Annotated in this window: 10 protein-coding genes; 7 read left to right on the top strand and 3 right to left on the bottom strand. The window is 42.7% G+C overall.

Annotation, left to right across the window (positions count from 1 at the left end):
• The first annotated feature begins 603 nt into the window (after positions 1-603).
• Together GWR21_RS29085 and GWR21_RS29080 are read left to right on the top strand one after the other, a co-directional pair.
• Positions 604-888, top strand: a complete 285-nt coding sequence (locus tag GWR21_RS29085) for a hypothetical protein (RefSeq protein ID WP_162335205.1) — start codon at positions 604-606, stop codon at positions 886-888.
• Positions 889-912: 24 nt separating this feature from the next.
• A complete protein-coding gene (locus GWR21_RS29080) occupies positions 913-4764 on the top strand; it encodes a hypothetical protein (RefSeq protein WP_162335204.1) in 3852 nt (1283 codons plus the stop codon).
• Between the two features lie 295 nt (positions 4765-5059).
• On the opposite strand, the gene GWR21_RS29075 is transcribed toward GWR21_RS29080, so the two are convergent.
• Positions 5060-5755 (bottom strand): nitroreductase family protein, encoded by a 696-nt coding sequence (locus GWR21_RS29075; protein WP_162335203.1) that lies wholly within the window; start codon positions 5753-5755, stop codon positions 5060-5062.
• 114 nt (positions 5756-5869) lie between these two features.
• On the opposite strand from GWR21_RS29075, the gene GWR21_RS29070 reads away from it, so the two are divergent.
• Positions 5870-6262 carry a winged helix-turn-helix transcriptional regulator gene (locus tag GWR21_RS29070; RefSeq protein WP_162335202.1) on the top strand — a complete coding sequence of 131 codons (393 nt, stop codon included), beginning with the start codon at positions 5870-5872 and terminating at the stop codon, positions 6260-6262.
• Between the two features lie 144 nt (positions 6263-6406).
• Here GWR21_RS29070 and GWR21_RS29065 read toward each other — a convergent pair whose 3' ends face one another.
• On the bottom strand, positions 6407-7522 hold the full coding sequence (locus GWR21_RS29065; RefSeq protein ID WP_162335201.1) for a sialidase family protein: 1116 nt from the start codon (positions 7520-7522) through the stop codon (positions 6407-6409).
• A 146-nt stretch (positions 7523-7668) separates the two neighbouring features.
• On the opposite strand from GWR21_RS29065, the gene GWR21_RS29060 reads away from it, so the two are divergent.
• On the top strand, positions 7669-8541 hold the full coding sequence (locus GWR21_RS29060) for a helix-turn-helix domain-containing protein (protein WP_162335200.1): 873 nt from the start codon (positions 7669-7671) through the stop codon (positions 8539-8541).
• 174 nt (positions 8542-8715) lie between these two features.
• Here the strand turns inward: GWR21_RS29060 and GWR21_RS29055 are convergent, their stop codons facing one another.
• Positions 8716-9186, bottom strand: coding sequence for a hypothetical protein (locus tag GWR21_RS29055; RefSeq protein WP_162335199.1), 471 nt, complete (start codon positions 9184-9186; stop codon positions 8716-8718).
• 371 nt (positions 9187-9557) lie between these two features.
• Between GWR21_RS29055 and GWR21_RS29050 the strand changes: the two genes are divergently transcribed.
• The 3 genes from GWR21_RS29050 (at position 9558) to GWR21_RS29040 (ending at position 11911) form a co-directional block, all read left to right on the top strand.
• Positions 9558-10292: a helix-turn-helix domain-containing protein gene (locus GWR21_RS29050; RefSeq protein ID WP_162335198.1), complete on the top strand. Its 735-nt coding sequence runs from the start codon at positions 9558-9560 to the stop codon at positions 10290-10292.
• Positions 10293-10422: 130 nt separating this feature from the next.
• A complete protein-coding gene (locus GWR21_RS29045; RefSeq protein WP_162335197.1) occupies positions 10423-11367 on the top strand; it encodes an NAD(P)-dependent alcohol dehydrogenase in 945 nt (314 codons plus the stop codon).
• Positions 11368-11416: 49 nt separating this feature from the next.
• A complete protein-coding gene (locus tag GWR21_RS29040) occupies positions 11417-11911 on the top strand; it encodes a cupin domain-containing protein (protein ID WP_162335196.1) in 495 nt (164 codons plus the stop codon).
• The last annotated feature ends 224 nt before the right edge of the window (positions 11912-12135 follow it).

Raw genomic sequence — 12135 nt, 5'->3', positions numbered from 1 at the left:
TAATCGTTGAAGTTATGTTGGAAACAAGTTTTGGGTTACTCTTCTTTTTAAAGGTACCAGAGAACACCGCTCAGAAAACACGGTTCGTCTACATGCGCATTACGGTAGGCGGAACCCCTAGAGAAGAATCAACCAAAAAAAGTGTGATCTAGAAAGATGGGATCCCTAAGCAGTGAAACCCATAAGCAGCAAGGAAGGCACTCGGTCCCTTAGCGCCTTTTTAGATACCCTGACATTAAAAATCTACATGACAGATCTGAACTAATTCAGAACGACGTCACCATTACCGCGAACGGATACTGGATATCGTTGATGGCAATACACTCTCCAAAAGAAAAGTCCTGGAAGAACTCCACCTTCACAATGATGAGCTGCTGGCACTGATACCTACAGGGGTATATGCGGAACGTACGCACGAGAGATGCGTAACCGCAAGAGCACACGTACAGGAGTTCATACATGCCAGACACCAGAAAGAAGACCAAATCGACCATACTGATTCCGCTGCTTCCGACAGCCCTAAGGCTGTTAGAAAAATACAAGGAACGTTCTCTCTGTATTCAAACGGGAAAATCATTCCTGTTTACGCAAATCAGAACATGAATGCTTATCTCAAAGAGGGATCCGCTTACGCTGGTTTATCAAAAAATACGTCCGTTTACCGATTACATCGGCAGGATGTATACCGATGATGTCATTACTTTAAAGGCAATTCATTTGAACCGCGGCTCCCAGTCATTACCGCCTTACATAACCATACATCCGGAGCAGCCAGATACGACTCAAACGGTCGTCATACCCGGTGAAATTCCCTATATTCGTATTCTGGGTCGTGTGATGGAGAGCATCCCTCCGGAACGGCCATACGTACCTGAAAACAGAGCATAAATTAACGTCAACACCTCAGCAGAAATGAGATTGCAACTAGACTACAGCGCAAAGGAGAAAATAAGATCATTAAGCAGCAGGCTAAATTACATTTCTAAAACAGAGAATGATTATCTCAGTCATGTGAACGCTAAAATCAAATCAGAGAATCTTCAATACAATCTTTCCCTGATCATTGCCCATATCATACTGCAACTGTCCTTTACCGACCGCAGTAAAGCAACTTTTAAAAAGATCATCAATGAATACAACGGACTGCATCAGACCAAGTTATGTATAGATGATTTTGAGCGCATCCACTGGATCAGAAACGTTCATGATGAGCTGGTGATGCCTCTATTAGTGGGACACTATATATGGCAGGTCGGATATTATCAGGAACAGGGAAAGGCGACAGACATTCCTGTAGGTAAAGAACACCTTGTAGGTTGTTTACAGCTATATTCAAAAAGATGCTTTGACGGCAAGCACCCGACGATCTCCAGGAAAAAACTTCAGCCGCTGATGAAAAAATACGCGCACAAAAAGGTAACTGAAAATTTTCTGCTGGAGCGCGGGATTCTACATTTAGATACAGACCAAGAAACTTTTATTTATAAAGGCAATGATTATCTCCGTTACCTTCGTCATGAAGTGAGCGCCACCCTGTGGTTGCTGATCTGTGAAAAGCAGACTACCATCAAAGAATTTAAGCGGTTTGTAAAGCTGGCAAACGGCATTGACTTATACCATTACCATGTTGCGGACTACCTGGATAATGACCAGCGCAGAATGTTCGCCTGGCTGGCCTACACCTACCTGCAATCCGAACCGGATCTGCTGAAAACCGATTTTGAGTTTGAAAAGATCTGGCTGGATGCTGAAAGCCATATGCATATCTCCATAGGAAGAGAAATTCCCAGGATTGAATTTAATTACCAAAGTGTATTTCACTTTATTCAGAGTGTGGAGCATACAAAACTAGGTTTGCAAATCTTCGACTATCAGCGAACCCGCATTTATTACTCCCAGCTGCTGAAAATTCTGATTGAAAATCCCTCACCAGGGGATGAACCGTACAAGGCTGTCAACAAAATATTAAAAGATTTGACACGTCCGTTTTTGTTGTGGATCTTATACCATGAAATCCCGGAGAAATATCCTGAAGTCATCCCTTACTTGTTAAATGATACCGAACTTATACCGCTGGCATTCCGGCTGGTTGACCGGTTACCGGTCAATGATGAGCTGCTGAAAATCTCTGAAAATCCTGACAGACGAAGGGAAAAGCAACTCGAAATTACCAATGACCTGTTCCTGCAATCCTATAGCCTGGTACTTGACCTTTGTGTTTCTTCGGGGACTGATCTGACGGCAAATGCGACGGCACTGATGAGGGTCATCATGGATACGGCAAAGAAAGTTTTCCGCTATCATTCGAATGATCAATATGTCAGTCATTATGCTTATAAGAAGCGATATGATGAACTGCTCAGACTACTCAGACTGAAAAAATACGATTATGTGCATCTTCAATCGGCAAGCCAGATCGCCCCGCGCTTGGTGATTCGTCTGCTGCCCGGAATGGCTGGGTATCTGCTCGAGGATTACGATCCTGTCACCATACGATCCTCCGAAAACATTTCCCTGGACTCTGCTTACCTGGACGTATCTGTAGAAGTGTTAAGGCTGTCCAACATGAACTTTATCGAAGGGGAAGCCTCCGGGAGGGAGAAAGCTGATATCCATAGCTCCGCTTCAGGCCTGCTGCTTCAGCTGCGCGATTGTTTATTGGATTACTTTCATTTAAGAGAAGTGGAAATGATGAATCATTTTTCTTCAAAGATCGAACAGAAACTGGTCAGAAGAGGGCTAAATACCTTTGGTCTAGAAATTATTGACTGGGGATACCTGTATTTGTGTTTCGCCAGGGAAAACCTGCTGTCAGATTATTATCAGGCCATACTGGATTCGGTTGATTTCAACACCGAAGAAGCGGAGTATGACGACTTAAACAGTCATCAGGCGGATAAACTAAGAGTGCTTGTTAAATCCTTGCTACTCGCTTATATCAGCATAAGTGAAAAACGTATGGAATATGAGCTGGAACATTTGCCTGTTAAAGATTCCTTAAACCAGCTGGAAGGCTGGATTTCCGAGCTGGCCATAAAGCATTCGGTTGATCAGCTCCAAAACGAAAGGATCAATATCTTTGATGAGAAAGTCAGTTTATCCGGCAATGATCCGCATTACCTGAGTCCGCGTTCGCTATTGTTCAGCTTCATCAATTATCTTCCCATACAGTCCGGAAGTGAATTGATTAAAAACTTTTTCGCCGATAGTATTGACATTGGGAGCATGCTCAACGCGATCAATATTTTTGAGTCAAAAGTCCATAAAGACCTGGTGTCTGAACGGATCAAAAACGTTAATATGGACGAATACATCAACAGCCGGTTTACCGTAACTGATTTAAAAGACACCCTGATACAGGCGGCAAATTCAGATGCGCACCGACAGCTGGCGAAACCCCTGATGGAGAAAATACAGGCGCATTTTAAAAAGAGAGACCCGCACAACCAGTATACCAAATATCTGTTGTTTAACGTTGATCTGATCCTGGCTTTAGAGGAAAAAGACGCTCATAAACTTGCTGCCATAGAAATTCCGGTCAAACCTTATTCAGGCGGTAAAAAAGATCATAGTCTTCGAAACTTGAAGACGTTTTTTATCGCCTTGCATAAGTTGTATAATGAAAAGAAATACGATGTGGCGATCAAGTCTCTTCAAAGCTTACTGTCCAATGATGAACATAATGTGAGGTATGCCTATCACCTGTTCCGGGGCCAGGTGCTAAAGGCCTCCCAGGATAAAAATGACACTGATCTGCTCATAGCCGCTCAGCACCGATGGGACACATTCCTAAATGATCTGCCGGATGACCGGAAAAATGAACTGACTAAGCTGAAACAGCCCATCGCGAAAAATCAGTTATACTATTATGTGGCGGTGAAAGACGATGTCAAATTTGATCAGACCATTAATCTCTTATCAAAACCTTTTCTATATGATCAGGAAATACTGATGATGGTGTATGAGAATTATAACCGGAGAGAAATGTTTGATACGGCACATTCCTATATGCGAAGTGCCGTCAATTTTCTGGAAAATAACGGTCATGAACTGACCAAAGAAATCAGAATGCTCAAAGACTCCTCTGTAAGCCAGAGTGTACTGGGAAAATACCGAAACAATTTGGGAGAAATAAGAAATCTGCCGGCCAGGTTAATTCCACATGTCACTCCCGAGGTGATTAACGACAGGAGAATGTTGAATGAATTTGTATTAAATGAAATCATTCAGGCATCTAAAGTATTGTGTGATAAAATACATGGGGTAAAAACAATTGAACATGAAGACCGATTCAGCGATTTGTTGCTGGCGATACTGAAGCTCAGGTTCCAGATCTGGGGATGGAGCATTACCGATCAGGCCAGAAAAGGAAATTCCGCTACGGGTAAAAATGCAGGGGAAACTGATATTACCATCGAAAGCGGCGGAACTACTTTTGCGTTAATTGAGGCACTTAATCTGGAAACTAAAAATATCCGAACTACGCAGAGTCACATGATCAAAATCTTCGACTATGCGAAAAACCTTGAGCGGTATTACATGATTATTTATTATATCGGTAAACAACAAAACATTGATGCCATCTGGAGCAAATATCAGCAGGATATAAAGAAAACCAAATTAAAATTCCCCATGGATAAAGCCAGGGGATTTGAGGACCTGACTTCACATTATGAAGATGTCAATCACCTCAGAATAGCCAGGACCTGCCATGATAAACAGGTGGAAGTTTTCCATATGCTGATTGACCTGTCAGATTCATAAGGTGATTAGTCCGTCTGTGGCGATCATCAACCAACGGTTAGAAAATCTGTCAGAAAATGGGAACGATACTGGCAGTCTCTGATAAAATTCAGTTGCTCAGGACTTAGTGTGTTTGGCCTATTGAATGCTGGCTCCTGAATGACTATATTTGAATGTTGTCGCTGAGCCTTTTGTGTTTCTTTCAGTGACTCCGCTAAAATATCATAACCAATGGCCACTGTCCATGGTAGCCCAAAAAAAAGTGAAAGCCTTCAGATCGCTCTGAAGGCTCTGGTTATTTACTTCGATAACACTTTTATTTCTTAATAGTAGTGTTCAGATCGAATCCCCCACCAGTTTCCACATCGGCCGCATCGGCAATCGTCATTTCAGTGATAAATTCCTCCCTGGGAGTGCGGACCTTCTTCATATTCACCAACCAATCATTTTCCGTTTCTCTATATCCCAAAGGCAATATCACTGTGCTTTTATAACCACTTCCGTTTAAGTTCAGCAGCTCATCCAGTTTTTCAGGAGTGAAACCTTCCATAGGCGTAGCATCAACTCTCTGCTCGGCAGCTGCAGCCATAGCCATTGCAAAAGAGATATAGCTTTGCTTTGCCGCATGATGGGCCTGCCAATCAGCACCTTTCGTTCCATATAGGTTCAGGATCACATTCTTATAGCTATCCATCGTGTCGCGTGGTAAACCGCGCTCATCCATCATATAGTTGAATACCTTACTAATCCGTTCGTCACTGTATCCGTCCCATGCTACCCAAACGAGCAAATGTGAGCAATCCATAATCTGACTCTGATTGTAAGCGATACCCTGTATTTTTTCCAACAGTGCCTTATCGGAGATCACGATCACTTTATATTGCTGTAAACCGGAAGAAGAAGGCGCCATACGGGCAGCTTCTAAGATATAATCTAATTTTTCCTGAGAAACCTTCGTGCCGTTCATCTTTTTAGTGGCATAGCGCCACTGTAAATCTTCGAGTAAACTCATATTATCCAATTTTCAACAAATGTAAATTCACTTGACGTAAATAAGTAACTTTAAGGAGCCGAATGGTGGTGACATACAGGGCAACTTAGTGACAAAAAAGTAACCAACTTGCATATGGAAAATGAAAATTTAAATTATCCGACATTCACTGAATGCATGAGAAAGGTTCGTGCAATTGATGATACCCTTCATATCCTTAGCGGTAAATGGACGCTTGTGCTCCTTGCTCATCTTTGTTACAGGCCTATGCGTTATTCAGAGTTGTTGAAAGATCTGAACGGAATAGCCGGCAAAGTGTTGAGCAGGGAATTGAAAGATCTGGAGATAAACGGGCTGATTATTAGAGAAGTATCAGAGGGTCAGCCGCTGGCGGTGACTTATAAGATCTCGCAATATGGGCAGCGTCTGAAGGAGTTAACTGATGGTTTGGCCGATTGGGGATTGGCGCATAGAGAAAGAATTTTTAACGCTGCGAAGTTTGAAAAGCCAATGAGTGTTACGAGATAATATCGCTCTCTTCTTTGGTGTTGTAGCAACGGGAAGCGTTAACCTTTAAGAAGCCTCCAGATCGCTCTGAAGGCTTATTTATTGCAAATGATCATGCACACGGCTTTAGATTGATTGACGTTCACTGTCAACGTTTCCGGGCATTTAACAATGATTATCCAGCTGTATAGCATAAATCACGTTACCAGAAACAGCTAATTTGAACATCTTCCCTTTTACAGAAGGGAGTATCAACTTCCATGTTTTTCCCTTGTCTGATGTCCTGTAAACACCATCAGAATGACCACAAAAGAAGCTTTCACCCACCTGGATAATCGAAGTTTTGTATTCTTCCGCCGGCATGGCCGATTCTTTAGGATGCCAAACTGAGTCAGCACCCTGTGCCGGATTGCCCGCATCCATGGGCAGCATGGGTGAGTCCTTAAAAGTTTGCACCTGAAGGCCCGCATCAATGGGCTGCCAGGATTTTCCGCCGTCATAGGATATTCGTACTCTCCTGGTCCCGGCTGCTGTACTATAATTGATCGCAGCGAATCCACCATTGATCCTCTCTACATCGATGCCCACGCCCCCCTCACTAACGACCAACTCCCAGTTTTCTCCCCCATCGGTCGATCTGATTATACCTCTACTGGAAGTAGCCACCATTACGCCATCCAGCTCCACCAGTTTCCCTAACAAGCCCCAGGCATAGACTGGTTTCCATGTCTTTCCATTGTTGGTGGATCTAAAAAGGCCCTCGTCAGTACCAATGAAAAGAGTACCTCCCGCGGTTTCGATAAGCGTGCGTACTTTTTTCTCCTGCAGATCTGTGAAGACGGGCGACCAGACATTTGTTCCATTTAGCTTTTGTAAAATGGGGCTATAGAAGTTATAGGCAAATACCCCGGTCCTACCAGGGGCAATATTGCTATGTTTGTCAGGGAAAATATCCCTGGTCCAAAAAGGAGCGGTTGAACTGGTGTCGGTGTGATAGATCCAGTTTCCATCGGTTAAATAAAGCCCACTGCCATCTGCATAAAAAATATCTCTGCCAACACCATAGTCATCCTTCACTGGTTCGGGTAACCCATTGCTTATGTCCTGCCATGTTTGTCCGCCGTCCGCAGATCTGAAAACAAAGCTGGCAGTTGCAGTGGTATCTGTTTTTTGTGCGTGTAGCCTATCCGCGAGATGAGCCGACTGCTGTATTTCAGGCGCCTGGTCACAGGAATACAGGGACTGAATCAGGAGCAAAAAAGCAAAATTATAGATTTTCATGACCGTAATTGATTTGATGAAACAACAGCGTAAATGTATTGGGTGTCAATTACGCTGAAGTTTTTTAGCCGTAAAAAAGATGTAAAAGATGCGTAAAAGTTTGTAAAACGACCTGTAACTGATGCTTAATAGATAATTTTACACGCATGAAGCCATTTATGCTGTTCGGAGCCCTGATCATGATAACTATAACGTCAATCTCCACCGTTACATTTATCAATAGAAGGAATGACATCCCTGAGAAACACCTGGAAGTTGTATTACGTGATCTGGGACATCAGCTGTTACTTGCGGCTAAAGATTCTACATCCCGGGTGCTACCGGTCAGGAAATTAAATGGGACCACGTACCAGATCTCCTTCCAGAATGATCTTGGCTTCGTCTCAGATACACTCATCAATTTAGTACAACGCACATTTCAAAAAGATGCCCTGGCAAAAGATTATATAGTGAACCTGAGGAGTTGTAAACAAAATGAAACTGTCTTTGCATTCGAAATCAATAACCAAAAAGGCGATTTAACGCCTTGCAGAGGTCGTAAACTGGAGACCGGTTGCTACATGATCGAAATTGACCTTTTGCAGCAGGCTCAATTTAACTTTTTTTGGCTACTACCATTGGCTATTCCCTTGAGTGTCATTTGTTTTTACGTAAAGAATAGGTTTGGTAAAAAAGCAGATATAAAAAAAGAAGACAAAGGGGCTGTTTTTGATAACCAGGATTATATACAATTAGGGAGCTTCAGATTCCACGCCGATAGTAATGTTCTCAAAATGAAGGATAACAATATCACGCTCTCGGAAAAAGAAACAAAAGCACTGAAAATATTCGCAGAGAATATGAATCAGATCGTAGAAAGGGAAAAACTAATGAAAGAGATCTGGGAAGATAATGGCATAGTGGTTATCAGCAGAAATGTTGATGTATTGGTGTCCAAATTACGTAAGAAATTAAGTGACGATAACTCCATTAAATTTACTACCGTACCCGGCAGGGGGTATAAATTCACTATAGAGTGAAAGACTGGTGAAAGATCCGGTGAAGGGTAAGACAAATTCAGATGGTGTAGTTATCCTGTAGTCAGAAGTACCCCGTCCTTTCCAAAACCATCAAGCTGAACAAAATATCCGGAGGCGCTATGTCCTCCAGACATTATCCCCTCACTGAACGATATAATCTGGTCAGGTTTATAGTTAAACACGGGGTTTGTAATAAAAATCATACATCTTTTGGAACATGAATACTTTTCCTTTTTTACGATATTCTCTGATAGAAGAGAGCAGCCAGTTTGAATAAAAAGAAAAGTCCGCGTCATTGTAGTCCGAAAAAAGCTCAAATATCTCGCCATGCCAGTCTACCACCACGTAGGAATAATAATTATTAATTTTCCCTGTTCCCCACAGTAGACTATCTTTAGTCCGGTACATGGGGAACCCGAACGATTCAGTCATGAATTGCTTATAGCCATCATCATTCCAGCTATAGTCGTTTTCATATGCCCTTGAAAAGAAATGCATCTGAAAAGCATCTTTTCCATTGGAATACATGTCATCTTCTCCAATCGGATGTTCGCCTTTTATTAATTTAAACCCTTTAGGGAAGGATGCCTGTCCCAGCGCGGTCGCTGCGTAGAGCAAAAAAAGAAAACTAACGAAAAATTTCATAAGCCAGGTTTAGTTCATTATTTAACGTGGTACAACAGGAGCCTCATCTTACTACGAACGCCGCCCTTTGACCTCGATTGACAACACAATATTAGTAAGGATTTTGATGCGGTGCCTAACAAAGTACACGAGACCTCGCTTTCGCGTCATGAAGGGTTGATAATGCGGCATAAGCCGTACCCAGACACTGCAACTCAACGCGTCGTTTAATTGACCAGGCTTCCTCAAACATTCTCAAAGCTTACTTATACCCGACCGGTACACCCCTTAAATATAATGCATATATTTATACGCAGTTCCGACTTTATTATAGCAATATTTACCTACGTCTGCACTAACGTCATACCGGCGTTTTTCATGAAACCAGCAAGATGAAAACGATCAACAATCCTTTTATTCTGGCACTAAAAGCCCATAATCTCACCGTAGAGATACATCATCACGCTGCCTACCAGGTCGTCCTTTCCAACGATATACCTTTTACTTCCACTATTAATGGGAAACTGTATGAAGGCATTCACGGCTTTCTGATTAAGCCACAGATTGCTCATTTCTGTACAGCAGAAAAAGGGAGTTTAAACGTTCTGAACATCGAACCCTATTCCACCATCGGTCTGGAGCTGTTAAAAAGGCTGGCGCCGGGTGAAAACCATCTCATTTTTCATTCGCCTATGGAAATCAATACGTTCTTTCAGACAGGTGAAGAGACCTTCGACATCTATAGTATCATTGACGCATTACTCTCAGGGTTGCCCGTGGTTCATTACGACGAGCGTGTAACTAAGATAGTAGACTATATCAAGGTTAATTACTTCCGACAAGACATTACCCCACAGACATTTGCCGACATTGTATTCCTCTCTCCTTCCCGTTTGGCGGCCCTGTTTAAAGCCCAAACCGGCAGCAGTTTGTCCAAATACCTGCTGTGGACGAGGCTCCGCCAGGTCATTTACTATATACTTTCGGATAAGAACAGAAGTCTGACCGACACTGCATATGACACAGGGTTTTATGACCTTCCCCAACTGAATAAATATATGTATGAGATGTTTGGTATGCCCCCTAAGGCATTAAAGCTTAACAGCGATCTTATACAGGTATACTGATCGCCGTTCATCCTCCTTTTGCCAATTTTAGCGGTAAATTCCCATCACAGGCAGAATAGTGATCTGATACAAGTTTTCTGGTTTCGTTATTTCCATCTTTGTGCTATCAAATCAAACGAAAAAAAACACCATGAAAACGATAGTATATCAAAAATTTGGCAACACAGAGGTTATGCAACCAGTGGAAGAACCCACACCTGTTATTAAGGCAAATGAGGTATTGGTTAAAGTCAAAGCTGTTTCCATCAATCCTATGGATTGGAAGATCAGGAAGGGTGAAATGAAACTGATGTCCGGTTCAGCATTCCCAAAACATACCGGTGTTGACTTTGCCGGCATTATTGAAGAAACCGGTTCTGCTGTAACGCACTTTAAAAAAGGAGACGAAGTATTTGGCGTTGTAAAGAACAATATGAAAGACGGCGCGTTATCCGAATATGTAGCTATCCCTTCCAGTAACATATGGAAGAAACCGGCTATGCTCAGCTATGCGCAGGCTGCTTCAGTCCCAATTGCTGGAGCTGCTGCTGTAGCAGCCCTGGAAAAAACAGGCAAAATAGCACCTGGTACCGACATACTGGTGAATGGTGCAACAGGTGGATTTGGTATGTTCCTGTTGCAATTATTAAAGGATAAAGGAGCAAACATCACAGCTGTATCCAATACGAAAGGTACAGCTGTAGCGAAAAGATGGGGTGCCAGTACAGTGATAGATTTCACCAGGGAAAATGTGCTTACGCAGCAGAAAAGGTACGACATCGTAATTGATCTTTCCGGTAAAATGGGATATGCAAATGCGAAACAGATCATGAAGCCTGTTTCACTATTCCTGAATCCTACACCGCGGCCAATCGAAATTCCCACGTCCCTTTTTAAAAATCTATTCACTGCCAAAAAGCATATTGTTATCCTCTCACAGCCATCTTCCAAAAACATGACCATGTTGTTGAATGCCATCCATGAGGGGCTGCAAATTGAAGTCAGCCGTATATTTCCCTTTGACCAGTCTGTCGAAGCATATCAATACGCAGAAGCCGGTGGCATCATAGGCAAAGTGGCCATTGAAATCAACTAAGCCGGTATGTTAGTAACACCTTTTATTAGAACACTTCAAAACAAAACATATGACAAACAACATAAGACATATCCGTAACAATGAAGGTACCCATCTGTCCATAGCTGGTGCTACCTATCGCATCGTGATCCCTGGTAGCCAGACAAACAACGAATTTGCCATGATTGACATGCTGATACCTCCCGGTGGCGGTCCTGGTCCCCATGCACATGCATCTTTCCAGGAGTCGTTTTATGTAGTGGATGGGGAAATTGAATTTAAAATGGAGGGAGGAAAAACTATTGCCCGCAAGGGAGATGTAATTACCATACCAAAGGGAGGGGCCATTCATGGCTTTAAAAATATCAGTACCCATATGGCGCAACTGTTCTGTACCGTTGTACCGGCAGGTTTAGATGCTTTTTTTGAGGAAATAGGTACGCCTGTCAGGGCCGGCGAATTTCTGCCGGCACCGCCACTGGATGAAAGCACAATCAACAGACTGATGACTACAGCCAGAAAATATGGACAGGAAATTTATCCTCCTGATTATCTGGACAAATAGCCGGGTAGAAAAGCAAAAAGCCTTCAGACCGATCTGAAGGCTTTTTTATACATCACCGATGAGCGGTCTCCCTTACCATAATATGACCAATCGGTAGACTGCTCCTTTATCGGTGCAACGCCCGTAGACGGCTACATGCTATCGACTGTGCATTTCAAGTAGCATTATCTGAAAAGCAACAGCATCAAACTCCTCCCTCATTTTTCTTACAGCTGTTTTGCTTA

This window comes from Chitinophaga agri, from assembly GCF_010093065.1.
Taxonomy (GTDB): domain Bacteria; phylum Bacteroidota; class Bacteroidia; order Chitinophagales; family Chitinophagaceae; genus Chitinophaga; species Chitinophaga agri.
Note: the sequence above shows the minus strand (reverse complement) of the source record. Positions and strands in the feature narration are given on the sequence as shown.

What these genes read in the sequence shown, in the direction of transcription:
- GWR21_RS29085 (WP_162335205.1), top strand. Translation starts at nt 604, where the DNA reads ATGCTTATCTCAAAGAGGGATCCGCTTACGCTGGTTTATCAAAAAATA.
- GWR21_RS29080 (WP_162335204.1), top strand. Translation starts at nt 913, where the DNA reads ATGAGATTGCAACTAGACTACAGCGCAAAGGAGAAAATAAGATCATTA.
- GWR21_RS29075 (WP_162335203.1), bottom strand. Translation starts at nt 5,755, where the DNA reads ATGAGTTTACTCGAAGATTTACAGTGGCGCTATGCCACTAAAAAGATG.
- GWR21_RS29070 (WP_162335202.1), top strand. Translation starts at nt 5,870, where the DNA reads ATGGAAAATGAAAATTTAAATTATCCGACATTCACTGAATGCATGAGA.
- GWR21_RS29065 (WP_162335201.1), bottom strand. Translation starts at nt 7,522, where the DNA reads ATGAAAATCTATAATTTTGCTTTTTTGCTCCTGATTCAGTCCCTGTAT.
- GWR21_RS29060 (WP_162335200.1), top strand. Translation starts at nt 7,669, where the DNA reads ATGAAGCCATTTATGCTGTTCGGAGCCCTGATCATGATAACTATAACG.
- GWR21_RS29055 (WP_162335199.1), bottom strand. Translation starts at nt 9,186, where the DNA reads ATGAAATTTTTCGTTAGTTTTCTTTTTTTGCTCTACGCAGCGACCGCG.
- GWR21_RS29050 (WP_162335198.1), top strand. Translation starts at nt 9,558, where the DNA reads ATGAAAACGATCAACAATCCTTTTATTCTGGCACTAAAAGCCCATAAT.
- GWR21_RS29045 (WP_162335197.1), top strand. Translation starts at nt 10,423, where the DNA reads ATGAAAACGATAGTATATCAAAAATTTGGCAACACAGAGGTTATGCAA.
- GWR21_RS29040 (WP_162335196.1), top strand. Translation starts at nt 11,417, where the DNA reads ATGACAAACAACATAAGACATATCCGTAACAATGAAGGTACCCATCTG.